Source organism: Flagellimonas sp. MMG031 (assembly GCF_040112705.1).
GTDB lineage: Bacteria > Bacteroidota > Bacteroidia > Flavobacteriales > Flavobacteriaceae > Flagellimonas.
The window spans coordinates 447,622-473,187 of the sequence record NZ_CP157804.1; the positions used below are offsets into that span (position 1 = coordinate 447,622).

A 25,566-nucleotide genomic window follows, 5' to 3' on the forward strand; every position below is an offset into this window, starting at 1 on the left:
CGAGCACAAATGCCCAAGGCGATTCTTAACTAAATAACCAACCAAAAAAACTGTTTGTATGGTCGAACGTATATGTTCTTCCTTACATATTCCGTTGACGGGTAACGTTCATTACAGGATTGTTTGTTTTTGAACGTTTTTTACCTGTTCCGCCACTTGATTTCAAATATTGGATGTATCCTCTTCCCGTGAATTCATACACCGTTCCGCTGGATACATGGTACAACTCTATGGTACTATCATTGATAACGTACAACTCAAAATAATCATTGCCCAAATAGTCATAATCGAGTGTTAAAGTTTTCAGGGTGGCATCATTGGCCACGTCGTACACTTCATAATCCCCCTGGTAATCCCATTGAATACTGTTCAACGGAATACCAGTCATATCAACCGAGGACCTAAAATACCCATCCCCGTCAGCAAAAAACTGCAAATAGTTTTCCTCATCGAACTCGTTCAAGGCTCCAACTTCACTGGTAAAGGTTTTCTCCCATACTTGATATTCCTGTAGCAAATAGTGGATATTGTCATAGAACACCCTGTCGTAATCAAAGTTGTTCCTTTGATACCCTTCCAAAATATAGGAAGTATCGGAGCGGGGATCGTAGAGTTCCAAGGTATTATTGTCCAAAGGGAACACTTCCAACAACCAAAGGCCGTTTACATCGTGGTCGATTTCCACCTGACCGCTAAAGGTGCCGTATGCACCAACATCAATACCCAATCCGTTACCTGTTTTTCCCAAACCGGAAAGATTGTTGTTGGCGTAAACGATGCCCCTATCGAACGAAATGGTAAACGCCCGTTGCAAAAAGGGCACTTCCCCACCGCCACGGGTTGCATTAATATCGATATACCAAAGGTCGTACGATTCCAAAACCAGGGCGGTAGTGATAGGTGGCTCCACCATCAGGTCATCTTCCACAATAACCTCGGTGTAGCAGGAACTGGCCAATATGCCTATCAGTAAAAATCCGAAAAGTAGTTTTCTATGTTTCATAATCGAGGTTTTAAGGTTCCCTATACCTAAACCAAGCAGCGTGCCAAATTTGTTAACTGTTTGATAATCAGCCATAAACATTCTGATTGATTTATTTTTTAGCTTTACAACCTAATTTGGATGCATGGGAGACAAACTTAATTTTGGGGTTTTTGGAGGTGGAAGCTGGGGTACGGCCATTGTAAAGATGCTGACAGAAAATTTAGCCCACGTACATTGGTACATGCGGAGCGATTCTGCGATTCGACATATCCAAAAAGAATGGCACAATCCCAACTATCTGAGCTCTGTGGAGTTTGATGTGGACCAGCTGGTAATGAGCCATGATATCAACACGATTGCTGAAGCATCCGATGTGCTGATCTTTGCGATTCCCTCCGCTTTTTTGGAAAGGGAACTCCAAGCTTTGACCGTTCCGTTGAAGGATAAAATTATTTTTTCGGCCATTAAAGGTATTGTTCCGGAAAGCGGCCGCATTGTTGGGGAGCATTTTAATGAAAAATACGGCATCCCTTTTGAAAATATTGGGGTCATTACAGGACCCTGCCATGCCGAAGAAGTGGCCTTAGAGCGCTTATCGTACCTAACCATTGCCTGCGCCGATTCCGATAAGGCAAAAATGGTGGCCAAACACCTGAAGAGCGACTACATCCGTACCAAAATATCGGACGACATCATCGGTACGGAGTATGCAGCCATGCTGAAAAACATTTATGCCATTGCTGCGGGCATAGCCCACGGACTGGGTTATGGGGACAATTTCCAAAGCGTGTTGATGAGCAATGCCATCCGCGAGATGAAACGTTTTATAGACCGAGTATACAAAATGAAGCGAAACATCAACGCCTCGGCCTACTTGGGCGACCTATTGGTAACGGGATATTCCACTTTTAGTAGAAACCGTATGTTCGGAAACATGATAGGTAAGGGCTACACCGTAAAAAGCGCCATGATGGAGATGAATATGGTAGCCGAAGGCTATTATGCTACCCAAAGCGCCCATAACTTGATGGAAAAACTACAAAAGAAGTCCAAAACTCCGATTATCAACGCCGTGTACCAAGTGCTCTACAAAAACAAGAACCCCAAAAAGGTGTTTGAAAAGTTGACGGAGAAGTTGGATTAACCCCGCTCCAACGAAAAATCCGAATGCTCGGTCAACTGGGTATCCAATTCTTTGGAAAAGGCTTCCATGTCTTGCGCAGAATAGTTATAGGCTTTTTGGAACTCCTCGAACACCGGCTCCTTGTATTTTCGAACGCTGTCAATGTCAAAATACAGTCGGCCCGTTCTTCGAATAAAAAAGTCCAGCGGGTTTAGGGCCATTTCGTGCGCCATGGCAAACTGGGCCTCTGCCCTGATCATACGTTCTTTGGGTTTTTTCCCTTTAATGTTGGCATACCGCTCCAAAATAGCTTCGGTTTGCTTACCGTAGGTGGTGACCAAGTACCAAGCGTGATAGAATTCAAATCCATCTTCTTTGAGATTGTCCAAGACCTGATCAATGTATTTGGTTACGTGCTTATACTTTTTAAAGTCGTTTCCACAAAGTGGGATTTTATCCGTGGTGCAAGCCTTCAATTCGGTTTCGTAATCTTCCTCCATTTTTTTGACGATACGGTTCACCACACGTTCGGCCATTTTGCGGTACCCCGTAAGTTTACCCCCTGCAATGCTGACCAATCCAGTATCTGAAGTAAAGATTTCATCCTTTCGGGACAATTCAGAAGCGGATTTCCCTTCTTCGTGAATCAAAGGACGAAGTCCAGCCCATGACGAAATAATGTCGTCCAACTCCAATTCAATGTCGGGGAACATGTTGTTTACGGCGGAAATCAAATAAATGGCATCGGCCAGTTCGGTTGTTACATGGTTCTTGTCGGCATTGTAATTGGTGTCCGTAGTGCCAATATAGGTGACCTTGCCGCGTGGGATGGCAAACATCATCCTGCCGTCGGGAATATCAAAATAAACGGATTGTTTTACCGGTAGTTTTTCCTTTGGAAATACCAAATGGACCCCCTTTGTCAGGTGCAATTGTTTTCCCTTTTTGGATTGGTTTACACTGCGCAGTTCATCCACCCAGGGGCCAGCAGCGTTGATGACGTATTTAGAAAATACGTTATACTCATCCCCGAAAACCTCATCAGTGAACTTTACCCCAGCTACTTGTTCATCCTTATAAATAAAATCGGTGACCTTGGCGTAATTGAACAACTGTGCCCCAAACTGAAGACTGGTCTTCAAATTTTCCATAGTGAGCCGGGCATCATCGGTGCGGTATTCGGCATAATAGCCCGCACCGTTCAAGATTTTTTTGGGAAGCAGCGGCTCCAGTTTTAGTGCTTCCTTCTTCTCCAGCATCTGCCGTTTATCGTCCCCAGAAACCTGGGCCAAAATATCGTACACCTTCAAACCGATGGAGGTCAACCATTTTCCATAAGACCCGCCCTCGATAAGCGGGAGCAACATTTTTTCTGGCAGCACCAAATGGGGTGCCAATTTGTGCACAATGGCACGTTCCGAACCCACTTCTTTTACCAACCAAAAATCGAATTGTTTCAAATAACGAAGCCCGCCGTGTATCAATTTGGTGGATTTGCTGCTGGTACCCGAAGCGAAATCCCCTTTCTCCAACAACAACACTTTCATGCCGCGAGAAGAAGCGTCCAGGGCAATTCCAGCACCGGTTATTCCCCCACCCACGACCACGAGGTCGTATGACATTTGAGCCGCCTTTTGCAACTGTTCCTTTCGATTTACGTTTGAAAAAACAATGTTCTCGCTCATGATTCTATTGTATTGAATTCGTATTCCCGTTCCACACGGCATACCCGGACTTTATACCAAGAATACCATTGCAGTCTGCCTTGTTTTTGCGCTTGTTTGTGGTCCAATTGGGCCTTCCAATTGGCAATCGCTTCCAAACTCTCCCAATAACTGACGGTTATTCCGACACCATCCCTAGCACTTTCTACATCCAAGAAACCCGGTTGTTTTCGTGCCAAGGTTTCCATTTCTTCCGCCATTTGCGCATATCCTTCGTCGCCTGGAGTTCTTAGGCTGGTGAAAATCACCGCGTAATATGGTTTTTGGGGATTCATTTAATTAATGTACTCCTTTTCCAAAAAATAATTTACCAAGGCTTCCTTCATCAAAACCGTTTGCTCCCCGGCCTTCAGCGGTGGGAGTTGTTCCTTGATTTTATAATGTGGCCATCCATCGTCATCAAAAAAGTCAAAATCATAATACCCATAAGGCTCCAACAGCCTGCAGATGGCGATATGCATCAGATTGACTTTTTCGTCCTTTTTAAATTTACGATGAAAATTTCCCAATTCCTGAACGCCTACCAAATAAATGATGCCATCCAGTTCCAATGGATCACCATCGGAAAATTGGGCCGACAGTTTTTGCACCAATAGCTCCCATCGTCCCCTTAATTGTTCGTCTCTTGCCATGTCTTTTGCAATGAGTACCAAAGGTACAAATCAATATTCTATATTTGTTAAAACCCGCGCATGAGCTTTTTGGATATCATCATAGGAATTCTTTTGATTTGGGGCCTGTACAAAGGGCTGAAAAATGGCTTGTTTGTAGAGCTAGCTTCTTTGGTGGCAATCATTGCCGGAATTTATGGCGCCATCCATTTTTCGTACATCACAGGGGATTATCTTGCAGAACGATTTGATTGGAGCGACCAATATCTTAAAATCGCTGCGTTCTTAATTACCTTTTTTGCCATTATCATTGTGGTGAACTTGGCAGGCAAATTCCTGACCAAGATTGCTGATTTTGCCATGCTCGGATTGCTCAATAAAATCGCCGGGGGTATTTTTGGAGCTTTAAAGGTGGCCGTTATCTTGGGTGCCTTTCTAATTTTCTTTGAAAAGCTCTCCTCTCCTCTCGGACTCATCAATGAAGAAAGCAAACAAGAATCCGTTTTCTACGAACCCATCAAGGAAATTGGAGCCTTGGTGTTCGCTTATGTATTTGATGACGAGGAAACCCTCCCCAAAGAAGAAGTCGAAGCTAGGGAGGAGATTATATGAACGGTACGCTTTTTCCGATGAATTGATAATCTTCCCATACCACGGCACCATCATTATTTCAGTATCCTGTATTTCAACGTGATAATCTACCCTGATGTGGAAATTTTATGGAAACGGGCAGGGTCTCCTTTAGTTTAGCAAACGAGAACATTAGGGAATTTAGAGCACTCCCGAAAACGACCCCGAGAAATGAAAAAATGTACGAGCACTTTGCTGATCGTAGGATTGGTATTGCTACTTGCAAGCTGTAGCAAATCATCGACAGAAGAATTGGAACAATTGTATACCGAAGCCAGTATTGGAAACGATAAAGTTTCTGTAGATCCCATAAAAATGGAAGAGGAACTGCTGGATTTGGTCAACGAATACCGAAATTCAATCGGTTTGGAGGCCTTGATCACAAGCGAACCAGCTTACAAATATGCTGAGGAACACAACAATTATATGATTTCCAAAAACAGCTTGAGCCACGATAATTTTGAAGAACGTGCCGCCAGCATTGCAGCGGAAACCAATGCACAAAAAATTTCAGAAAATGTGGCCCGTTTCTACGCATCCGCAGAAAAAACTATGGATGCATGGGTGGCCAGTGCCTCCCATAAGCAAGCTCTTGATGGGGACTTTACCCACACTGCCCTTAGCGTGCAGTTGGACAAGGACGGAAGACCTTACTATACCCAGATTTTTATAAAGATAGACTAATGTAACCCCGTATAACTCACAGCAAGACCCGCCTATGGTGGGTCTTTTTTTTGAATTGCTATGTTGCCACGAGAGATTTTTTTACCTTTCATAAAATCTTTGAACATGGCAATAAAGGCACCTTTTAATCTCAACAAATGGGTAGAGGAAAACCGTGAGACCCTAAAACCTCCGGTGGGCAATAAAAATTTGTACAAAGAATCGGGTGATTACATTGTGATGGTGGTCGCCGGTCCCAATGCTCGAAAGGATTATCATTATAACGAGACGGAGGAACTTTTTTATCAATTGGAAGGACAGATCGAAGTGCATATCCAAGAAGATGGACAAAAAAGAACCATGGAACTGGGACCCGGGGATATGTACCTACATCCGGCCAAAGTGCCACATTCACCCGTTCGCAAGGAAGGCTCTATTGGTTTGGTCGTGGAGCGCAAGCGCATGGACCTCGATGCCGAAGATGGACTGCTTTGGTTTTGCGATAACTGCAACAACAAACTGCATGAGATTTATTTTAAACTACATGACATTGAAAAGGATTTCTTAGGTCATTTTAAGCACTTTTACGGTTCGGAAGAACTGCGCACCTGCAACAAATGTGGTACAGTAATGCCCGTTGATGAACGATTTGTAGCCAAAGAAGAATGAGCCTCCTTATCGCAAAAATCATCGTTGCAATTGTGGCCCTGCTCCATCTGTACTTTCTATGGCTGGAAATGTTTGCATGGACCACTAAGGCAAAAAAGGTGTTCCGCAGCTTTCCGGAAGAGCTTTTTGAGCCCACAAAAACACTGGCGGCGAACCAAGCGCTGTACAATGGTTTTTTGGCTGCAGGACTTATCTGGTCTTTGTTGATCAAAGATGGAGCTTGGCAAGTGTATGTAGCCCTCTTCTTTTTGGGATGTGTTGCCGTAGCTGGAATCTACGGTGCGGCTACCGCTTCAAAAAAAATATTTACGGTACAGGCACTCCCTGCTTTGGTAGGAATAGCACTTTTATTGGTGCACCTATTCCTGTAAACCGTTTATTCTCTTCAAGATTATTCGTAATATTGTGAAAATATAACAATTCACTTGTAAAAAGTTATAAATGTCAAAAATCGCAACTGCATTTGGAATCAAAGAGGCCCTGAAAGAATTAGGGCTAAATGAAATAAATAATGGTACTTCTACCGGAAAAGAATGGTTTTCCAATGGGGAATTCATTGAATCCTATTCTCCTGTTGACGGAGCACTTATCGGAAAGGTAAAGGCTACCTCTCAGGAAGATTACGAAAAGGTGATCACCACCGCCCAAGAAGGATTTAAAAAATGGCGAACCATGCCTGCGCCTCAACGTGGCGAGGTTGTTCGACAATTTAATGATGAGCTGCGCCGCCTAAAAGAACCGTTGGGAAAACTCGTTTCCTATGAAATGGGCAAAAGTTACCAAGAAGGGCTTGGCGAGGTACAGGAAATGATTGACATCTGCGATTTTGCCGTGGGACTTTCACGTCAATTGCACGGCCTAACTATGCACAGTGAGCGTCCAGGACACCGGATGTACGAGCAATACCACCCCCTTGGCGTGGTAGGTATCATTTCGGCCTTTAATTTCCCGGTCGCCGTTTGGTCTTGGAACACGGCATTGGCATGGGTATGTGGGGACGCCTGTATTTGGAAAGGTTCGGAAAAAACACCGATGACCTCTGTGGCCTGCCAGAACATTGCCGCTCGCATCTTTACCAAAAATGGGGTGCCCGAAGGTATTTCCTGTTTGATTACCGGAGATTATCACGTGGGAGAATTTATGACCAAGGACGAAAGGGTCCCGTTGATTTCCGCTACCGGTTCAACACGCATGGGAAAGATAGTTGCACAGACAGTAGCCGGACGTCTTGGAAAAACATTATTGGAACTCGGTGGTAACAATGCCATCATTGTTACACCCGATGCGAACATCAAAAATACCGTTATCGGTGCCGTATTCGGAGCCGTGGGCACCTGTGGACAGCGCTGTACTTCCACCCGTAGGTTGATTGTACACGAAGACGTCTACGATAAGGTAAAAAACGCCATTGTGGACGCCTACAAGCAAATACGCATTGGAAATCCCCTCGATGAGAACAACCACGTGGGACCACTCATCGATAAAGACGCGGTAAACAATTATTTGAATGCTTTGGAAAAGGTAAAAGCCGAAGGCGGAACTATTTTGGTCGAAGGCGGTGTGCTGGAAGGCGAAGGCTATGAAAGTGGCTGTTACGTGAAACCGGCGATTGCCGAAGCAGAAAACCACTTCGAGATTGTACAGCATGAAACCTTTGGGCCCGTATTGTACATAATGAAGTACAGTGGTGACCTTCAAAATGCACTGGATATGCAAAATGGGGTAAGACAAGGGCTTTCTTCTGCCATTATGACGAACAATTTAAGGGAAGCCGAACGTTTCCTTTCCGTAGAAGGGTCGGATTGTGGCATTGCCAATGTAAATATTGGTACCTCAGGTGCTGAAATCGGTGGAGCTTTTGGTGGGGAAAAAGAAACCGGAGGAGGCCGTGAAAGCGGTTCCGATGCTTGGAAAATCTACATGAGAAGGCAGACAAACACCATCAATTACACTACCGAACTGCCATTGGCACAGGGAATCAAGTTTGACCTATAAACATAAAAAGCCGCCCATTTTGTAAGTAACACGAAATGGGCAGTCTTTAAAACCAACTTAACTAACTCAAACTTAACTTTAAAACCCTATTTCAATGCCGGATCATTGTCGGGAGAAACAGGGTTCTTAAACTTATTGTCCACTCAAATTTCCATAATTTTCCTTAGGAATTTAAGAGGTATCGTATCAGTGGTCGCAAAAAGTGTATGGTTGGTACCATTTATTTTGTTTCTTGCCTTGGATTTTTCCTACAACTTCGTTTATTTTTTGTTGTCTTGTTGAATTTGAGGCAATTCCGTAGCGGATTTAAGATTTTTGTGCTATTTTAAAGTGCGGTTTTTGCCGCTTATTTGTTTGCCTATGGATTGGGAAAGTTCAACTATTTGGTATTGGGTCATCTTGGCATTTACGGGAATCATTGCAGGTATCCTAGGATACTTCTTTGGCAAATCCGATACTCCCCGAAAAATGGAGAAATCATTAGCGTTGAACGCGCTTGAAATTGAGAATGCCAAACTAAAGTCAGATTTGGACATCTGCCGGAAAAGGCTGGATTCGCACACGATTCAAACCAAGGAAATCCAACTTAAGGACATTGCACAAACCGCAAAGAGCGACTTCATATTTGATCCTGTTGAGGCCAAAGCTGCCTTTGGAAAAACCATAAAGGAAAACGATTTAAAGCTTATCGAAGGGATTGGGCCCAAAATCGAGGGACTGTTCCATAATTTCAAGATTACCACTTGGAAGGATTTGGCCGAAATCTCCGCCGACAAGTGCCAGGAAGTGCTGGATTCGGGCGGTAAACGCTACCGCATTCACGATCCTGCTTCATGGCCCATGCAGGCCAAGATGGCCTACGAAGGTCATTGGGAACAACTATTTGAATGGCAGGAAAAACATCGCGCTGGAAAATATTGATCCAGCTCCTAGACCAACTGGTCTTTCTACATCATCCCGTTCGCTTCCACCCATTTAAACGTGTACTGTTCTTGCGAGAATTGCATGCGCTCCGAAATTCGTTGTAATCGCTCAGGCAACTTCATCAGGTACACCCTTGCCTTTTCCGCTTGGTCGGAAAGTCCCCTTAAATTACCGATATCCCAGTAATCGTTCAGTTTTTTCAAAATATCGATATAATCCTGGGCAGTATACACTCCCAATCGTTGGGCACAATTGGAAAATTGTTCAAAGGCCTCTCCAATACTTCCACCGGATTCCCTTAGAAAATGGGCGGGCATCACAATTTTCTTCTTCATCATATCGGCAAAGGCAAGTACCATTCCATCTGGGTCTTGGCCCATAATGGTCTTTACAAATTCACGGTATGCCAAATGGTGTCTCATTTCATCACCGGCTATAATCGTGCACATTTTTGCCAAAAGACCATTTCCTTTCTTTTTGGCCATTTTGCCCACTCTTTTGTGTGAGATGTTGGTTGCCAATTCTTGGAAGGTGGTGTACACAAAGTTTTTGTACGGGTCCCTATCGGTTCCAATATCGAACCCATCGGATATCAAATGTTGCGTTGTGATTTCAATTTCGCGCATGTTAACGCGTCCCGAAAGATATAGATATTTGTTCAATACATCGCCGTGACGGTTTTCCTCCGCAGTCCAAGCCCGCACCCACTTGCTCCAGCCATTATCCTTGCCGTTATGCTGGTCAATACCTTCCACATCCATCAACCAAGATTCGTAGGTAGGCAAGGCCTCTTCAGTAATGGTGTCCGCAACCAAGGTCACCCAGAAATCGTATCCAAGCTCTTTTGCTTCTCCACGAATTTTTTCGATGTCATCATAAAAGTGATCACTTCGCGAATCGGGCAAGAAATCGGTGGGTTGCCATATTTTTTCGGTTGGGATAAGAAATTCATCGATATACCCTTCTACTTTGGGTTCAATCGCCTGCATTACTTCCAATCTTACATTCTTTATCGACATAGTACGGGGTTTTTTACAAAGGTCTTTATAAAATATCGAAATCTTTTTAATTCCTTCCTCTTTCTCCGGGATAGAATGTGTGCACGGGATCGCTTTGCCAAAATTCCTTGGTCTCCACGTCCAACATGGTTAGGCCACCCTTGAACGCAGCACCCGTGTCCACATTCCAAACATTGGCCCTTTTGGTCGGTTCCACAAAACCGGTTTTGGACAAAGGGGTATGCCCAATAAAAACTTCGGTGTAATGGGTAAGCCTTTTAGGAAATTTAGGGTCTGTGGTTTCCAATTCAGGGTCGAGGGCCGTGGCAAGCTCCCAAAGAGTGCGGTCCCAATAAAAGGACTGCTCGAAATATTCATAGTCTATCCCCTTAAGATTTGTGTAGCCCGCATGCAAGTACAGTCGATTGTCGGCTGCAAGATGGTAGTTTTGCAGCTCCTCGTAAAAATCAAGGTGCACTCTCCACGTATCCTTATCTGCATTCAAATACGATTGCCGCGTGGCTTCGCCACCATGGGCCAACCATTGTGGATTTTCCTTCTGCTCAATAAGCCAAGCCTTGCAGAGTTCATCATGGTTGCCGCGTATAAATGTACAGTTATACTGATCTTTGAGTTGGATCAAATAATCAATGGTTTCCACGGCAGTGCTCCATCCATCCACATAATCGCCCAGAAAAATGATATGGTCCTCGGTCGACACCCTCGCTTTGTCCATCAATTGTTCTAAAGCCCTTACTCCTGAATGAATGTCGCCCACTACCAATGTCCGCATAGAAAAGTTTTTGACAATATTACACACAAATGATTGGCTGCTAAAAAATCATACCGGCTTTATCACGGATTTAACCCAGAATTCAAATAAACCTAACTGATTTTTGGACGTGGTATTATTTTCTATGTACCTTAGAATATTCCGAAGTACTATGAAGAAAGTATACTGTATTGGCGAACTGTTGATCGATTTTGTTGCCGAAAAGCAAGGGAGCGATCTCTCCAAAGCCACCCAATTTACCAAAAAAGCGGGCGGAGCACCTGCCAACGTAGCCTGTGCCATCGCCAAACTTGGCGGAAACGGCATTTTTATAGGTAGTGTTGGAAACGACCCTTTTGGGAAATTCCTTTTGGATACCTTAAAAAACGAAGGCGTCGACATTTCATTGGCCCAGCTTTCCGAAACCTTTACCACACTTGCCTTTGTTTCCCTTTCGGAAGACGGCGAGCGCGATTTTGTGTTCAGTCGGGGTGCAGACCAAGAACTCAGCTACAATCCAGACCTTAGAAAAAACCTCCCGGGTAACATTCTCCACTTGGGAGCAGCAACCGCTCTTTTGGGGGGACCTTTGGAAAAAACCTATACCAAATACTTGTTTGATGGGCTCACCAAGGAAATGTTCATCTGTTTTGACCCCAATTACAGAACAGATTTATGGAAGGATGACACGGAAACCTTTATTAAAAAATGTATGCCCTTTGTGGAAAAATCACATCTGTGCAAGTTCAGTTTGGAAGAAGCTCAACTACTTTCCGGAAAAGAAGATATCCATGAGGCTTGTGATGCCCTCCATAAGGTAGGGGCCAAAATCATTACCGTCACCATGGGAAAAGATGGCACACTCCTAAGCACCAATGGAACCAAAAAAGTAATCCCAAGTATTAAGGTCACCCCCGTAGATACCACTGGTGCCGGTGATGCCTTTATTGGGTGCCTATTGTACCAAATTTCTGATTTGGGCAATTTTGAGCCCGTTTTCGAAGATTTTGAACTGTTGGAAAATATGGTGGCCAAAGCCAATAAAGCTGGGGCCATCACCACCACAAACTACGGGGCCATTGTCGCCCTACCCACCAAAGACCAGCTTGAAGCATAAATGAACCAGGCCCAATTACACCGATTGCTCCCTCACAAAGGGAAGAGCAGCCAAGAGCTTTTTGATCAACGCTTGGCCACTAACCTCACCTTGATTCAAAAGCAGTTTTTTTCCTTATATCCGGAAGAACGCTACGCACCCCATTTTCAAAAGTTGCTGAAACTGCTCCCAAAATTATTTTTGGAAAGGCCCGAGGTCTTGAAATCACAGGATATCGCCCGATTAAAATCGGGAAACTGGTACCAATCCGAAAAGCTGATGGGCATGCAGTTGTATGTGGAGCATTTCAATAAGGACTTGAAGGGATTACAGGAAAAAATACCCTATTTGAAATCCTTGGGAGTCAATTTTGTGCACCTGATGCCCATCACTACCCGCCCAAAGGGCGAAAGTGATGGCGGCTATGCGGTGAACAATTATCTGGAAGTGGACCCAAAATACGGTTCCAAGGAAGACCTCCTGGAACTGACCACTGCATTTCGAAAAAACGGTATGTATTTGATGCTCGATTTTGTGGTCAACCATACCTCCAACGAGTTTTCCTGGGCCAAAAAAGCGAAAAAAGGGGACAAAAAGTACCAAGGCTACTATTACACTTACGAGGATTTCACCATCCCTGCCGAATTTGAAAAAACCTTGCCAGAGGTATTTCCCGAAACCTCGCCGGGCAATTTTACCTATATCCCCGAAATGGAAAAATGGGTGATGACGGTGTTCAACAGTTATCAATGGGACCTTAACTACACCAATCCAGAGGTGTTCTTGGAAATGTTGACCAATTTGGTGAAACTGACCGATATGGGCGTGGATGTGGTGCGTTTTGATGCACTCGCCTTTCTCTGGAAAAAAATCGGAACCATCTCCCAAAACCTTCCCGAGGCACATAATTTGATTTCCTTGTACCGCATGTGCCTTCAAGTGGTAGCTCCCGGTTCTATTCTATTGGCTGAAGCGATTGTAGCTCCTACGAACATTATCAAATACTTCGGGGAAGATGAAAAACAGGGCAACGAATGTGAAATTGCCTATAATGCTTCGTTGATGGCACTCTTATGGAATTCCATTGCCACCAAGAAAACCTCGTTGCTCTACAAAAGTTTGATGCACGTTCCATCAAAACCCAAAGACGGCACCTGGATCAACTACATCCGCTGCCACGATGATATTGGGCTGGGGTACGAAAACCACCTCATTGAAGAACTTGGGTGGAATCCCAATATGCATCGCAAATTCTTGTTGGATTATTATTGTCGCAGATTGGATTGGTCGCCCGCTATGGGAATGTTGTTCATGTACAACCCCAAAACTGGCGACGGCCGTATCACGGGGAGTGCGGCTTCCCTCCTAGGACTGGAGAAGGGCATCCAAACCAAAGATGAAGAGCTCATTAAAGAGGCCGTTGACAAGATCATCATGCTGCATGGGATTACCTTGGCTTTTGGAGGAATCCCCTTGATCTATGCCGGTGACGAAATTGGCACCTTGAACGATTACTCCTTTCAAACCGACGACGCCAAAAAAGGCGACAGTCGCTGGGTGAACCGCCCCATGCAGGATTGGGAGGTCATCTCACAACTGGACAAACTGGAATCGCCGCAATCCAATATTTTCCGTGCGCTACAACACCTTATCCAAATACGAAAGGAGCATGGGGTTTTTGCGGATAACAACAATTTGGAACTGTGCCACACGGGTAATGACCATATCTTTTCCTTTGAAAGAACGCAAGGCTATAAGGGACTGCTCGTACTTTGTAATTTTGACGAAAACCCTCAGGTAATCGATAGCAGTTGGATCAAAAAATTGGGCTATTTCAGTCAAGGGGATCCCGTGGATTTGGTGTCCGGTGAAAAGGTGCATTTGAACAGCGCGCTCCTGGAAGTGATGCCCTATCAGATGATTTGGCTGATGAAATCCTAAGCGTACCTCACCTTTCGTAAAATCCGTTGGGATTCCTTTAGGGATTGATACACATGAGTGTCATAGGCTTTCAGCAAGGCGCGGGAACTTTCCATTTTGTCCTTTGCCTCTTCAAACCCGTTCAAATAACAAATAAGATACGTAGCAGGTAGATGGGTGATGTCGATATGCTCCGAATCGGTCAACGGAATATGGCCTTCCAGCTTTTTGAGCAATGCGTTATTCGTATTGTACACATGATACAAGGTTTTCTTATCGAACTGCGGCGGCTCAAAAACCAATTTGCTGTTTATGGTATACTTGCCATTGTCCGAAAAGGTGATCGTCATTTCTTCCAATGGATAATATTTTTGTTGTGAACCCAACCCCAATTGCACATATTCCAAGGTCTTGAAGGAATCATCATCATAATCGATGGTAATTTCATCCAGAGCGGAGTAGAAGAGCTTCACCTGCTCATTGATCAATTCAATATCCACTCTAGAATAATACACTTTGCCCTTTACCTTTTTCTTGTTGCCTGCCCAGCAGACCACGAATTGCTCTTTGAACACTTTGTAATCACTGGTTAAATCGGGGTGGCGGGTATTGAAAAAGTTGAGTACGGCATCCAAGGTGTACTCGATATTGTTCCGTGCATGTTGTTCAATGGTGGCCACCTTTTCGGAATTGATGTCCTTCAGCTCAATATCAAAAGCTTTGGGCAAGCTAATACTGCCTTCACGAAAGAACACGGCACCCCCATAATATTTCCAGATATTTTTGCGCAGCGCACATACTTTCCCGTTGGACCTGATGGTGACCAAACCGACCACCTTCCCCTCGGGCAAATGAGGAAATGGGATGTTCTCGTAAGAAATCAAGGGAGGGTTATCCAGATAGGCATTCACAAGGTTCTGAATCTTGCTATCATCAAAAAAATCCACGCCCACGATTTTGTTGTCCTCATCCTCGACTCCGATTACGATAAACGAATTGTTCTTCGGGTTACTATTGGCGAGGGCACAGACATGTTTTAAAAATTTGGCCTTGCCTTCTTTCTCCCCTATGGATATAAAACGCTTTTTGTCGTAAAAACTATTCTCGTCGTTATGGGCTAATAAGTTTTTTACGAGTAGGCGTTTGTTGATCATAATTTAAAGCTTTGGGATTTCGGAAACCAAAGAAAAATTCGTCATTTCGAGTGGTTTTTTGAACTTAAGTCCAAAAAAATGTATCGAGAAAAAAATTTTTAATCGCACAAACCACGTTCTCGATACTTTTTCCTTCTGAAAAAACTCGAACTGACAGTTTTGACCTTTAACCATCATCTATGGACTATTTTTCTTCACAATCGTGCTGCTGGCTTGGGCGGTAGGCATCACCACAAGGTCAGCAATGTTTACATGATAGGGTCGAGTGACTACAAACAAGATAATATCGGCAATATCCTCCGGTTTCAAGGGTTGAAAGCCTTGATATACTTTCGAAGCCCTTTCGGAATCTCCTTTGAACCGGACATCACTGAATTCCGTTTCTACCAGTCCTGGATTTACGGCCCCGACCCGGATGCCATAGGCATTTAAATCGATACGCATTCCTTGGTTGATGGCGTCTACGGCATGTTTACTGGCGCAATACACGTTTCCATTCGGATACACTTCCTTGCCCGCAGTGGAACCAATATTGATGATGTGCCCTGATTTGCGCTCCACCATTTTAGGAATAATGGCTTTGGACATATACAGCAATCCCTTCACATTGATATCCAGCATGGCATCCCAATCATCTGGGTTGCCCTTATCAATAGGGTCCAAACCATGTGCGTTTCCCGCGTTGTTGACCAAAATATCGATTTCTGAAAATTCCTTGGGCAAACTGTCGATGGCGGAGAACACATCCTCACGATTCCTCACATCAAAATTGAGCGTCAAAATTGATGTGTCTCTTCCTAATTGGTTCGTTAGCTCGTGTAAACGCTCTTCCCTGCGGCCACAAAGAATCAGATTGAAACCTTGCTTTGCAAAAAGTTCGGCAGTTGCCTTTCCAATTCCACTTGTTGCTCCTGTAATTAACGCTGTTGTTGCCATTGCATTTATTTTCTATGGAACATCGTGCCCTTGGGCCGCCACCAAAAGAGCAAACCAATCTTGAAGTTCCAAATCTATTTTTACGGCCTTTGCGGCCAATTCCATTCGTTTTTTATTCGTTGTGCCGATTACAGGGTGCACTTTGGCCGGATGCTTTAAAATCCATGCCAAAAGCAACTGGCTTTCATCGGCATCATACTTATCCTTCAAAGGTTCCATTGCCGCTTTGATTCGGGCCCCCTGTTCATCATCTTCCCTAAAAAAACTGCCCAAAGGACTCCAAGCCATTGCCATTCTTTTGTTGGCGATGCAATCATCAAAAACCCCATCGTACATAGGGTCGTGGTGGGTGAGGGAAAATTCTACTTGATTGCCTTCCACAGGTACGGCCTTTTCTAACATGGCCATCTGCGAGGTGGTAAAATTGGACACCCCAAATTGCTTTATTTTTCCACTGACCAATAAATGGCGTGCGGCTTCAGCTATTTCATTGGGATTCATCAGCGGGCTTGGCCTGTGTATCAAGAAAAAATCCAAGTAATCAGTTTTCAACTTTTTCAAGGACTCCTCCGCTGACCAGATTATATAATCTTTATCATACTGATAATGGTTGATTCGGTTTTTTTTTCTATCCATCAATTGAATACCACATTTGGTAATCAACTGAATAGTTTCCCTTTTGATCCCGCTATCACCAAAGGCAGCTCCAAAATCAGCCTCGGTGGTATATCCACCATAAATGTCGGCATGGTCAAAAGTAGTGAGTCCGCACTCGATGCTATGGTGCATCAATTCCATCATTTCTTTTTTGGAAAGTTTTTTACCCCAACTCCCCCAGGTCATTGCTCCCGATATCACACGGGAAAATTTCGTTGTCTGTTCCATAAGCGCTGAAAGTATAAAATTAAAGCCTTAAATCCTTCATAAAACTAGGGGTTTAGCGTTTTTTTTAACCATTAATTAACAGGCAGGTTTTAAATAAATTTTCATTTTGCACACCTTAGTAAAAACCCCGACCTTAACACCAAACAATAAAAGTTTACAATGGAAGAAAACACTACTATTGATATTAGTGCTGTGAATGAGAAAATAGCCCAAGAGAGCGCTTTTATTGACCTTTTAAGGGTTGAGATGAACAAGGCCATTGTAGGCCAGAACCACATGGTGGAGCGCTTATTGATCGGACTTTTGGGCAAGGGGCACATCTTGCTCGAAGGTGTTCCCGGACTGGCAAAGACACTGGCCATCAACACCTTGGCAAAAGCGGTAAAAGGCAGTTTTAGCCGCATACAGTTCACACCCGATCTATTGCCCGCCGATGTGATCGGTACGCTGATCTACAATATCAAGGAAAATGACTTCTCCATTAAAAAAGGGCCCATTTTCGCCAACTTTGTTTTGGCCGATGAGATCAACAGGGCCCCTGCCAAAGTGCAATCCGCACTTTTGGAAGCCATGCAGGAAAAGCAGGTGACCATCGGTGATGAAACCTTTATTTTGGACAAACCCTTTCTGGTAATGGCCACCCAAAACCCTGTGGAGCAAGAAGGTACCTACCCACTTCCCGAAGCGCAGGTAGACCGATTTATGCTAAAAACCGTTATCGATTATCCAAAACTCAACGAAGAGCAACTGATCATCAGACAAAATTTGAGGGGAGCCACCGAAACCGTTAATCCTGTAGTTTCCCTAGAACAAATTCTGAGGGCCCAGGATACTGTTCGGGAGGTATATATGGACGAAAAAATCGAAAAATACATACTCGACCTCATCTTCGCTACGCGATATCCGGAAAAATACAACCTTGGAAACTTGAAGCCATTGATCAGCTTTGGTGCCTCTCCAAGGGGAAGTATCAACTTGGCCAATGCTTCCAAGTGCTACGCCTTTATCAAAAGAAGGGGGTATGTGGTGCCTGAAGATGTAAGGGCCGTGGTACACGACGTACTGCGCCACCGTATTGGAATCACCTACGAGGCCGAGGCAGAAAATATTACTTCCGAAGAAATCATCAACAAGATTGTAAACGAGGTAGAAGTGCCTTAGCGGTTCAATGTTTATCGGAATAAGTAGCAATACTTTAACCAACCCGAAAACCTATTTTTCTTGAACCAAATGGATACAAAGGAACTACTAAAAAAAGTACGCAAAATTGAAATCAAGACCGACGTCTGTCCGACCATATTTTTGGTGGGGAGTACCATTCTACGTTCAAAGGTCGGGGTATGACATTCAGCGAGGTACGCCAGTATCAATTTGGGGACGATGTAAGGAGTATTGACTGGAACGTGACCGCCCGCTACAACGAACCCTTTGTAAAAGTTTTTGAAGAGGAGCGCGAACTCACCATGATGTTGATGGTGGATGTGAGTGGGTCCGAGTTTTTTGGCACCTCCAATCAGTTTAAAAAAGATATCATCACCGAAATTTCCGCAACACTTGCCTTTTCTGCACTACAGAACAACGATAAAGTAGGTCTTATCCTGTTTTCCGACGAGGTGGAGCTCTTTATCCCGCCCAAAAAAGGAAAAAGCCACGTACTGCGAATCATCAGGGAGTTGTTGGAGTTTCACCCGAAAAGCAGCGAGACCAATATTGCCGAGGCTTTGAAGTTCCTGACCAATGTGATGAAGAAAAAGGCCATCGTTTTTGTGCTTTCGGATTTTATAGCCGATGATTACGACAACACCCTTCGAATTGTGGGCAACAAACATGACGTGACCGGAATTCGGGTCTATGATGAACGGGAAGAATCCATCCCCAATTTGGGTATGGTGCAAATGCAAGATGCCGAAACAGGTGAAATACAATTGGTAAACACCCAATCCAAACAGGTGCGTTCGGCCTACGGGCAACATTACAAGGAAAAAGTGGAATACTTTATCAATTCCTTTAACAAATCCGGATCTGGTGTAATCAATTGTCGGGCGGACGAAAGTTATGTGAAAAAACTATTGGGCTATTTTAAACGGAGAGCATAAATGATAAAGGAAAGTTGCCATACAACAATACACTTGAACAGGGTCCAAAAACTACTGGGCACTTTGTTGTTGTTTTGCCTGCTGCCGTTGCTCGGTTTCTCCCAGACCGAACTCAAGGTAACGGCCGAAGTGGACACCTTGGCCATCAAAATTGGGGAACAAATCCAATACAGTATTACGGTTGAAGCCGATTCCACCGATGTGGTCTTTTTTCCAGAAGGACAAACGTTTTCCCCACTGGAAACCGTCGAAGCCATTATGGCCGATACCCTAAAGCAAGACAGCAAGGTTATCCTGCAAAAAATATACGCCCTTACCCAGTTTGATAGTGGTGCCTATACCATTCCACCGCAGCGTATCGCCATCAATGAACAACCCTTTTTTACGGATTCGTTTCAAGTGAAGGTTGCTGATGTGGTTGTGGATACGACCAAACAAAAAATGTACGACATCAAGCCTTTGATGGAAGTGGAAAAGAGCAATGCCGAAATGTGGCTCACCGCTCTTTGGATTCTTTTGGGCTTGATTGTGGTCGGCGGATTGGTGTATTGGTTCTTTTTGCGTAAAAAACCCTTGACAGAAGAAGAAAAAGTGGCCCTGCTCCCACCTTATGACCGAGCTATATTGGAACTCAAAAAACTGGAAAACTCCAAATATCTTATCCAAGACGAGTTCAAACAATACTATTCAGAATTGACTGATATTATGCGTTCCTATTTGGAAGAAGAGGTACATGTGACGGCCATGGAAAGCACAACCTCCGAACTGATTACCAAATTAGAAATGCTGAGGGATGCTGGGGAACTTAAATTGGATGACGATACCATTTTTCAATTCCAAAAAATATTGCAAACTGCCGATTTGGTGAAATTCGCCAAATCCAAACCGGCATCATCCATCGCGGAGCAAGACAGAAAATTGGTGGAGGAAATCGTAACCAAAACCCACGAAGCACTGCCTGAACCGACAGAGGAAGACCTGCTATTGGACGAGGAATACCTGGAAGAACTTGCCAAGAAAAAACAGCGCAAGCGTATCTATTGGGCTGCCGCTATTTTTGCCGGTATTCTCATTTTGGGAAGTGTATTTTCCGTGGCCTATTTTGGTGCCAAACAAGTACGGGACACCGTATTTGGCTATCCTACCAAAGACCTGTTGGAGGGCGAATGGGTATCCAGTTCGTACGGGTTCCCGCCCATAGAATTGGAAACACCGGAGGTACTGCTGCGCCAAGAACCGGACATGCCCACAGAAACCAAAGAATTGATCAAGGAATTACAGGCATTCTCTTATGGCAATTATGCGGGCATTTTTTCAGTAAGTGCCAGTTCCATCACCTTTAAAAATCAAGAAGAAGATCCCAATTTTGAAGCCGTTATAGGTGCTACTTTGACCAATTTTGAGCAACTCGGTCTCAAAAATATCATTACCAAGCAAGAGGAGTTCGTCACACAATCTGGTGTAAAAGGAGTAAAAACCTTCGGAACCGGCACCTTGGAAACGCCCGATGGCGATTCCAAAAGAGCCAAATACAATATCTTATCGTTTGGTGGCAAAGGTTTTATACAGCAAGTGGTGATAACTTGGGAAGAGGATGATGCCTATGCGGAACAGATCGTGGACCGAATTTTAACCAGTTTAGACGTAAAATTACAGGCGTAAATGTTTGAGAATATAGAATTTGCAAATCCCGAATTTTTCTGGCTGCTTCTTTTGCTGCCTTTGGCTTTGCTATGGTATTTTTTCAAACGAAAAAACGAAATGGCCTCCCTTCGCATTTCCAGCATCAAAGGATTTACGGTGAAAAGTTGGGCCTCTAAGCTAAAGCCTGTATTGTTTGCCCTTCGATTATTGGCCCTAGCTGCCATCATCACTGCCTTGGCCCGACCCCAAACGGAAGACATCTCAACCCGTACCAAAACCACAAAAGGTATCGATATTGTCATGTCCATCGATGTATCGTCCAGTATGCTGGCCCGCGACTTAAAGCCTAATCGGCTATCAGCCCTTAAGGAGGTAGCCGCCAAATTTATTGAAGGACGCCCCAACGACCGTATTGGATTGGTCGCCTACGCTGCAGAAAGTTATACCAAAACCCCGATTACCAGCGACAAGACCATTGTGCTCAATGCGTTGGATGAAATTACCTATGGTGTTTTGGAAGACGGTACCGCCATTGGTATGGGATTGGCCACATCGGTAAACCGCCTAAAGGAAAGTAAAGCCATCAGTAAAGTTATCATTCTTTTAACGGATGGTGTCAATAATTCTGGCTTTATTGAACCAAGAACCGCAGCTGATCTGGCCGTAGGCTTTGGAATCAAAACATACACCATTGGCTTAGGTACGAATGGGAATGCGCTATCTCCCATAGCTTATAATCCCGATGGCTCCTACCGGTACGGAATGCGCCAAGTGGAGATTGATGAGGAACTGCTCAAAGAAATAGCGGAGGTGACCGGAGGAAAATACTTTCGTGCCACCGACAACGAATCTTTGGAGGAGATTTATGATGAAATCAACAAGTTGGAAAAAACAGAGATAGAAGAATTCAAATATTACAAATACGAGGAAAAGTTTAGGCCGCTCATTTTCTTGGCCGGGATTTTATTGTTGTTGGAATGGGGATTGCGAAACTCCATATTTAAAAGTTTTATTTAGGAAATGATCCAGTTTGATGAAAAAATATATTTCTACCTATTGGCCGTCATCCCAGTGATGGCCCTAGCGTTCTTTTTTCTTCAGATCTGGAAACGGAAAACGCAGAAAAAGTTTGCCGACACATCGCTCCTCAAACGATTGGCGCCCAACAAATCCAACTTCAAGTCCACCGTTAAGCTGGTCTTCTTTTTGGGCGGACTTGCCTTTTTGGTCTTGGGCTTGGTGAATCCCAAAATCGGTACAAAACTGGAAACGGTAAAACGGGAAGGTGTGGACATTGTTTTCGCCATCGATGTATCCAAAAGTATGTTGGCCGAAGATATCGCTCCCAACCGTTTGGAAAAGGCAAAGCGTATTGTCTCCGAAATCATCAACCAACTGGCAAGCGACCGTATAGGAATCATTGCCTACGCAGGGCAGGCATACCCACAATTGCCCATTACAACAGATTACGGTGCCGCCAAAATGTTCCTGCAAAGTATGAATACCGATATGCTTTCCTCACAAGGAACGGCCATCAACGCCGCTATTGATTTGGCAAGTACCTATTACGACGATTCCCAGCAGACCAACAGGGTCCTTTTTATTGTGTCCGACGGTGAAGACCATTCAGAAAGCTCCACGATTAATTCGGTGGAAAAAGCAGTGCAAAACGGGATACGCGTATACACCATCGGTGTGGGAAAAGCAAAGGGTGCTCCAATTCCAATCAAACGAAATGGGGTTGTGGAAAGTTTGAAAAAAGACAATCAAGGCGAGGTGGTCATCACCAAACTGAACGAAACAGTTTTGAACCAAATTGCCAACAGGGGCAATGGGGATTATATTGATGGTTCCAATACCGAAAACGCGGTGGAATACATCAAAGAAAAACTGAACAGAATGGACAAAACCGAATTTGAAGCCAAACAATTCGCCGAATACAAGGACCAATTTCAGTGGTTCCTCGCAGCAGGCTTTTTATTGTTATTTTTGGACATTTTTGTTTTGGACAGGAAAACACAATGGTTGAAAAAACTGAATCTTTTTAATGAGCATGATGATGAATAAGATAAAGTTGATTTTTGGACTATTGCTGTGTTTTGGAACCATCCAAGCACAGGACGACATGGTAGAAAAAGCGAACAAAGAGGCCGAAAAAGCCTTGCAGGTTTCCAAAAACCTGACATACGAAGCCAATGAGCAACTTTCTTCCAACGATTTTGTGACCGCTGAGGCGGATTACAGAAGGGCCATTTCCAAAAGTGATAAAAATGCAGCTGCACGGTTCAACCTCGGGAATGCCTACTACAATCGGGAAAGTTTTGGTGAAGCTTTTGGCCGATACAAACAAGCAAGTGAAGCCGCTGAGGAAAAAGTGGATAAACACAAGGCATTCCACAACATGGGCAACGTATTCATGAAAAACAAGGAGTACGAAAAAGCCGTGGAAGCCTACAAACAAGCGCTCCGAAGCAATCCAAACGACGACGAAACCCGCTACAATTTGGCCTTGGCCAAAAAAATGCTGGAAAAACAACAGGACGAGCAAAAGAACGATCAGAACAACGAAGATCAGGACAAAAAAGACCAAGAGAACGAGGACAAGGATAAAAACCAAGACCAGAACAACGAAGGCGGCGACAACGAGAAAAAAGACGAGGGCGACCAAAAAGAGGACGAAAACAAGGACAAGGGCGACCAAGGTGAAAACGGTGAGGACAAGCCCGAGGAAAATCAAGAAGGCGATGGAGACAAAAAGAAAGAGCAGGAGAAAAAGCCCAATGAAGGAGATCAGCCCGACGATAAAAAACAACAACCTAGACCCAACCAACTTTCCGAACAGCAGATTCAAAATCTGTTAGAAGCCATGCAGAACGAAGAGAAAAAAGTACAGGAAAAGATGGAGGCCCGCAAAGTTCGTGGAAAAAAGGTCAAAAACGAGAAAGACTGGTAATGAAAGCGTTAAGGGGCAAAATATGGCTTGTTTTGGGAATATTGCTCCTTTCGGGGCTACACTCCCATGCCCAAGACGAAACCGAAAGTATCGAGTTCGTCATGAACTTGAGCAAGGACAAATTGGGACTGAACGAGCGTCTTCGGGTTGATTTTACCATGAATAAGGATGGCGACAACTTTAAACCGCCACAATTCGAAAACTTTCGGGTAGTGATGGGACCTTCACAATCCATAAGCTCCTCTTGGGTAAACGGAAAACGCAGTTTTTCCAAAACCTATAGCTACATTTTGGTGCCTACGGCAAGGGGAAGTTTTACCATTAATCAAGCAACCATTGAAATTGATGGGCAAACCTACAAGACCACCCCACAACAGGTAGAGGTGACCGCCGCAGTGGACAAGCCCAACGACCAAAAGACCGTGGACGATGTGGCGGACGAAAACCTTCATCTGGTAGCTGAGGTTTCCAAAGGAAATCCCTACCTCAATGAGGCCGTTACCGTAGTCTACAAGTTGTATGTGAGTCCAAACATCAGTGTGACCAACTATCGGCCATTGGACAATCCTACCTATAACAATTTCTGGAGTCAGGATATTCCAGTAACCAAGCATACCGCACAAAATGGAACCTATCAAGGTAAGCCTTACAGATATGTTGTACTGAAACGTGTGGTGCTCTACCCTCAAAAATCGGGCAAATTGGATATTGAACCCCTTTCATTGGAGATATTCGTGGACGTCCCCACCAATCGCAGGGACTTTTTTGGTGGAAGAATCTATACCTCTACCAGTAAAACGGTTTCCGCAGGCAGGCGAACCATCAACGTAAAACCGCTTCCCGAAGCAGGAAAACCAGCTAATTTTAGCGGCGCCGTAGGTGATTTTGATTTTTCCGTGACTACCAGTAAAACGCAATTGAACGCTTCGGAATCGTTACAGGCAATTGTGGAAGTGTCCGGAAAGGGAAATTTAAAGTTGTTCCAGCTTCCAGAACCAGAACTTCCCAGTTCCTTGGAGGTATACGACCCCGAATATGATGAGGATATCCGCACCTACAGCAGCGGTATGGAGGGTAAAGTCTCCAACAATTACACCATCGTGCCTTCATTCAGGGGAAAATATCCCATCCCAAGCATCTCTTTCAGCTATTTTAACCCAGAAACGGGTAGTTACAAAACCATCAACTCAGAAGAAATCAATATTGAAGTAATCGAGGGTCCTACGAGCGGAAGTGCCACTGCAGCTAGTCAAGCAGCCAACAAACAATTGGTGGTGCCCACAGGCGAGCAATTTCATTTTATCCATATCAACCCGAACTTATCGCCAATTCAAGTGAATCGGTTTTTCGGGTCAAAGCTGTTCTTTATCCTATTGTTTGCCCCATTATTGTTGATTCCCATCGCCATATTTGCGTTCAAAAAGAGGGAGGCCATTGCCAGTGATGTGGAAGGAAACAAAATAAAGCGGGCCAACAAGCTAGCCAGAAAATACCTGTCTACTGCCAAAAAAGAATTGGGCAATAAAGAAGCTTTCTACGTGGCCTTGGAAAAAGGGCTCCACAACTACCTGAAAGCTAAATTGCATATTGAAACCTCAGAATTCAGTAAAGATAAAATCACGGGTATTCTATCCGACAAAAAAGTGGAAAAAGCGGATATTGACGGCTTCATAAGTTTGCTTACCAGCTGTGAAATGGCGCGTTACAGTCCATTTTCCAACGTGCAGATGCAGCAGGATTATGAAAAAGCAAGTGAGGTAATCTCTAATTTGGACAAACAGTTATGAG

At 44.2% G+C, this 25,566-nt stretch carries 24 protein-coding genes and 1 pseudogene; 16 read left to right on the forward strand and 9 right to left on the reverse strand.

The annotated features are described in order from the left end of the window. Nucleotides 1-82: 82 nt before the first annotated feature. Entirely contained in the window at nt 83-1,003 is a 921-nt protein-coding gene (locus ABNE31_RS01955; RefSeq protein WP_349352165.1) for a nicotinic acid mononucleotide adenyltransferase, read from the reverse strand. A 124-nt stretch (nt 1,004-1,127) separates the two neighbouring features. Here ABNE31_RS01955 and ABNE31_RS01960 point away from each other — a divergent pair, with 124 nt between their 5' ends. Next, nucleotides 1,128-2,129: an NAD(P)H-dependent glycerol-3-phosphate dehydrogenase gene (locus tag ABNE31_RS01960; protein ID WP_349352166.1), complete on the forward strand. Its 1,002-nt coding sequence runs from the start codon at nt 1,128-1,130 to the stop codon at nt 2,127-2,129. Here the strand turns inward: ABNE31_RS01960 and ABNE31_RS01965 are convergent. From ABNE31_RS01965 to ABNE31_RS01975, 3 genes are read right to left on the reverse strand one after another with little or no spacing between them, the layout of a single operon-like run. Next, complete coding sequence (locus tag ABNE31_RS01965; protein WP_349352167.1) at nt 2,126-3,793, reverse strand: glycerol-3-phosphate dehydrogenase/oxidase; 1,668 nt, start codon at nt 3,791-3,793, stop codon at nt 2,126-2,128. The two genes, ABNE31_RS01960 and ABNE31_RS01965, sit on opposite strands and share 4 nt — an antisense overlap. Then, complete coding sequence (locus ABNE31_RS01970; RefSeq protein WP_179383093.1) at nt 3,790-4,107, reverse strand: antibiotic biosynthesis monooxygenase; 318 nt, start codon at nt 4,105-4,107, stop codon at nt 3,790-3,792. Before ABNE31_RS01970 ends, ABNE31_RS01965 begins: the two co-directional genes overlap by 4 nt. Then, nucleotides 4,108-4,464, reverse strand: coding sequence for a hypothetical protein (locus ABNE31_RS01975; RefSeq protein ID WP_349352168.1), 357 nt, complete (start codon nt 4,462-4,464; stop codon nt 4,108-4,110). Nucleotides 4,465-4,524: 60 nt separating this feature from the next. Here ABNE31_RS01975 and ABNE31_RS01980 point away from each other — a divergent pair, with 60 nt between their 5' ends. The 6 genes from ABNE31_RS01980 to ABNE31_RS02005 all read left to right on the forward strand — a co-directional run bounded on the left by ABNE31_RS01980 (nt 4,525) and on the right by ABNE31_RS02005 (nt 9,321). Beyond that, nucleotides 4,525-5,055, forward strand: a complete 531-nt coding sequence (locus ABNE31_RS01980; protein ID WP_349352169.1) for a CvpA family protein — start codon at nt 4,525-4,527, stop codon at nt 5,053-5,055. Between the two features lie 189 nt (nt 5,056-5,244). Further along, on the forward strand, nt 5,245-5,757 hold the full coding sequence (locus ABNE31_RS01985) for a CAP domain-containing protein (RefSeq protein ID WP_349352170.1): 513 nt from the start codon (nt 5,245-5,247) through the stop codon (nt 5,755-5,757). Nucleotides 5,758-5,862: 105 nt separating this feature from the next. Next, a complete protein-coding gene (locus tag ABNE31_RS01990; RefSeq protein WP_349352171.1) occupies nt 5,863-6,405 on the forward strand; it encodes a 3-hydroxyanthranilate 3,4-dioxygenase in 543 nt (180 codons plus the stop codon). Further along, complete coding sequence (locus ABNE31_RS01995) at nt 6,402-6,776, forward strand: DUF1304 domain-containing protein (RefSeq protein ID WP_349352172.1); 375 nt, start codon at nt 6,402-6,404, stop codon at nt 6,774-6,776. The genes ABNE31_RS01990 and ABNE31_RS01995 overlap by 4 nt, the downstream gene beginning before the upstream one ends. Nucleotides 6,777-6,846: 70 nt before the next feature. Then, the gene (locus tag ABNE31_RS02000) at nt 6,847-8,400 is read left to right on the forward strand and encodes an aldehyde dehydrogenase family protein (RefSeq protein WP_349352173.1); all 1,554 of its coding nucleotides are present in this window, start codon (nt 6,847-6,849) and stop codon (nt 8,398-8,400) included. A gap of 360 nt (nt 8,401-8,760) precedes the next feature. Further along, entirely contained in the window at nt 8,761-9,321 is a 561-nt protein-coding gene (locus ABNE31_RS02005; RefSeq protein ID WP_179383099.1) for a hypothetical protein, read from the forward strand. Nucleotides 9,322-9,347: 26 nt separating this feature from the next. Here the strand turns inward: ABNE31_RS02005 and ABNE31_RS02010 are convergent, their stop codons facing one another. Beyond that, nucleotides 9,348-10,343, reverse strand: a complete 996-nt coding sequence (locus ABNE31_RS02010; RefSeq protein ID WP_179383100.1) for an acyl-ACP desaturase — start codon at nt 10,341-10,343, stop codon at nt 9,348-9,350. A gap of 46 nt (nt 10,344-10,389) precedes the next feature. Next, nucleotides 10,390-11,115, reverse strand: a complete 726-nt coding sequence (locus ABNE31_RS02015; RefSeq protein WP_179383101.1) for a metallophosphoesterase family protein — start codon at nt 11,113-11,115, stop codon at nt 10,390-10,392. A gap of 151 nt (nt 11,116-11,266) precedes the next feature. Here ABNE31_RS02015 and ABNE31_RS02020 point away from each other — a divergent pair, with 151 nt between their 5' ends. Together ABNE31_RS02020 and ABNE31_RS02025 are read left to right on the forward strand one after the other, a co-directional pair. After that, nucleotides 11,267-12,211 carry a carbohydrate kinase gene (locus ABNE31_RS02020; RefSeq protein WP_293280884.1) on the forward strand — a complete coding sequence of 315 codons (945 nt, stop codon included), beginning with the start codon at nt 11,267-11,269 and terminating at the stop codon, nt 12,209-12,211. Continuing rightward, nucleotides 12,212-14,131: an amylosucrase gene (locus ABNE31_RS02025; protein WP_349352174.1), complete on the forward strand. Its 1,920-nt coding sequence runs from the start codon at nt 12,212-12,214 to the stop codon at nt 14,129-14,131. Here the strand turns inward: ABNE31_RS02025 and ABNE31_RS02030 are convergent. From ABNE31_RS02030 to ABNE31_RS02040, 3 genes are all read right to left on the reverse strand, one after another. Then, nucleotides 14,128-15,264, reverse strand: coding sequence for an ATP-binding protein (locus ABNE31_RS02030; protein ID WP_349352175.1), 1,137 nt, complete (start codon nt 15,262-15,264; stop codon nt 14,128-14,130). The genes ABNE31_RS02025 and ABNE31_RS02030 overlap by 4 nt on opposite strands. 177 nt (nt 15,265-15,441) lie before the next feature. Continuing rightward, nucleotides 15,442-16,200, reverse strand: coding sequence for an SDR family NAD(P)-dependent oxidoreductase (locus ABNE31_RS02035; protein WP_349352176.1), 759 nt, complete (start codon nt 16,198-16,200; stop codon nt 15,442-15,444). 12 nt (nt 16,201-16,212) lie between these two features. Then, on the reverse strand, nt 16,213-17,085 hold the full coding sequence (locus ABNE31_RS02040) for an aldo/keto reductase (RefSeq protein ID WP_349352177.1): 873 nt from the start codon (nt 17,083-17,085) through the stop codon (nt 16,213-16,215). Between the two features lie 159 nt (nt 17,086-17,244). On the opposite strand from ABNE31_RS02040, the gene ABNE31_RS02045 reads away from it, so the two are divergent. The 7 genes and pseudogenes from ABNE31_RS02045 (at nt 17,245) to ABNE31_RS02075 (ending at nt 25,565) form a co-directional block, all read left to right on the forward strand. Further along, nucleotides 17,245-18,246 carry a MoxR family ATPase gene (locus tag ABNE31_RS02045; protein ID WP_179383107.1) on the forward strand — a complete coding sequence of 334 codons (1,002 nt, stop codon included), beginning with the start codon at nt 17,245-17,247 and terminating at the stop codon, nt 18,244-18,246. Between the two features lie 69 nt (nt 18,247-18,315). Beyond that, nucleotides 18,316-19,181: pseudogene (locus ABNE31_RS02050) on the forward strand (DUF58 domain-containing protein). Then, nucleotides 19,182-20,843 (forward strand): hypothetical protein, encoded by a 1,662-nt coding sequence (locus ABNE31_RS02055; RefSeq protein WP_349352178.1) that lies wholly within the window; start codon nt 19,182-19,184, stop codon nt 20,841-20,843. Beyond that, on the forward strand, nt 20,844-21,842 hold the full coding sequence (locus tag ABNE31_RS02060) for a VWA domain-containing protein (protein WP_349352179.1): 999 nt from the start codon (nt 20,844-20,846) through the stop codon (nt 21,840-21,842). Between the two features lie 3 nt (nt 21,843-21,845). Then, complete coding sequence (locus tag ABNE31_RS02065; RefSeq protein ID WP_349352180.1) at nt 21,846-22,892, forward strand: VWA domain-containing protein; 1,047 nt, start codon at nt 21,846-21,848, stop codon at nt 22,890-22,892. Next, entirely contained in the window at nt 22,885-23,778 is an 894-nt protein-coding gene (locus tag ABNE31_RS02070; RefSeq protein WP_349352181.1) for a tetratricopeptide repeat protein, read from the forward strand. The genes ABNE31_RS02065 and ABNE31_RS02070 overlap by 8 nt, the downstream gene beginning before the upstream one ends. Then, entirely contained in the window at nt 23,778-25,565 is a 1,788-nt protein-coding gene (locus tag ABNE31_RS02075; RefSeq protein WP_349352182.1) for a BatD family protein, read from the forward strand. The genes ABNE31_RS02070 and ABNE31_RS02075 overlap by 1 nt, the downstream gene beginning before the upstream one ends. The last annotated feature ends 1 nt before the right edge of the window (nt 25,566 follow it).

Coding starts and splice junctions, on each gene's coding strand:
- ABNE31_RS02010 (WP_179383100.1), bottom strand. CDS start 10,343: ATGTCGATAAAGAATGTAAGATTGGAAGTAATGCAGGCGATTGAACCC.
- ABNE31_RS02005 (WP_179383099.1), top strand. CDS start 8,761: ATGGATTGGGAAAGTTCAACTATTTGGTATTGGGTCATCTTGGCATTT.
- ABNE31_RS02035 (WP_349352176.1), bottom strand. CDS start 16,200: ATGGCAACAACAGCGTTAATTACAGGAGCAACAAGTGGAATTGGAAAG.
- ABNE31_RS02060 (WP_349352179.1), top strand. CDS start 20,844: ATGTTTGAGAATATAGAATTTGCAAATCCCGAATTTTTCTGGCTGCTT.
- ABNE31_RS02055 (WP_349352178.1), top strand. CDS start 19,182: ATGATAAAGGAAAGTTGCCATACAACAATACACTTGAACAGGGTCCAA.
- ABNE31_RS01965 (WP_349352167.1), bottom strand. CDS start 3,793: ATGAGCGAGAACATTGTTTTTTCAAACGTAAATCGAAAGGAACAGTTG.
- ABNE31_RS01990 (WP_349352171.1), top strand. CDS start 5,863: ATGGCAATAAAGGCACCTTTTAATCTCAACAAATGGGTAGAGGAAAAC.
- ABNE31_RS02070 (WP_349352181.1), top strand. CDS start 22,885: ATGAATAAGATAAAGTTGATTTTTGGACTATTGCTGTGTTTTGGAACC.
- ABNE31_RS02065 (WP_349352180.1), top strand. CDS start 21,846: ATGATCCAGTTTGATGAAAAAATATATTTCTACCTATTGGCCGTCATC.
- ABNE31_RS02075 (WP_349352182.1), top strand. CDS start 23,778: ATGAAAGCGTTAAGGGGCAAAATATGGCTTGTTTTGGGAATATTGCTC.
- ABNE31_RS01970 (WP_179383093.1), bottom strand. CDS start 4,107: ATGAATCCCCAAAAACCATATTACGCGGTGATTTTCACCAGCCTAAGA.
- ABNE31_RS01985 (WP_349352170.1), top strand. CDS start 5,245: ATGAAAAAATGTACGAGCACTTTGCTGATCGTAGGATTGGTATTGCTA.
- ABNE31_RS02040 (WP_349352177.1), bottom strand. CDS start 17,085: ATGGAACAGACAACGAAATTTTCCCGTGTGATATCGGGAGCAATGACC.
- ABNE31_RS02020 (WP_293280884.1), top strand. CDS start 11,267: ATGAAGAAAGTATACTGTATTGGCGAACTGTTGATCGATTTTGTTGCC.
- ABNE31_RS01995 (WP_349352172.1), top strand. CDS start 6,402: ATGAGCCTCCTTATCGCAAAAATCATCGTTGCAATTGTGGCCCTGCTC.
- ABNE31_RS02025 (WP_349352174.1), top strand. CDS start 12,212: ATGAACCAGGCCCAATTACACCGATTGCTCCCTCACAAAGGGAAGAGC.
- ABNE31_RS01980 (WP_349352169.1), top strand. CDS start 4,525: ATGAGCTTTTTGGATATCATCATAGGAATTCTTTTGATTTGGGGCCTG.
- ABNE31_RS01960 (WP_349352166.1), top strand. CDS start 1,128: ATGGGAGACAAACTTAATTTTGGGGTTTTTGGAGGTGGAAGCTGGGGT.
- ABNE31_RS02030 (WP_349352175.1), bottom strand. CDS start 15,264: ATGATCAACAAACGCCTACTCGTAAAAAACTTATTAGCCCATAACGAC.
- ABNE31_RS02000 (WP_349352173.1), top strand. CDS start 6,847: ATGTCAAAAATCGCAACTGCATTTGGAATCAAAGAGGCCCTGAAAGAA.
- ABNE31_RS02015 (WP_179383101.1), bottom strand. CDS start 11,115: ATGCGGACATTGGTAGTGGGCGACATTCATTCAGGAGTAAGGGCTTTA.
- ABNE31_RS01955 (WP_349352165.1), bottom strand. CDS start 1,003: ATGAAACATAGAAAACTACTTTTCGGATTTTTACTGATAGGCATATTG.
- ABNE31_RS01975 (WP_349352168.1), bottom strand. CDS start 4,464: ATGGCAAGAGACGAACAATTAAGGGGACGATGGGAGCTATTGGTGCAA.
- ABNE31_RS02045 (WP_179383107.1), top strand. CDS start 17,245: ATGGAAGAAAACACTACTATTGATATTAGTGCTGTGAATGAGAAAATA.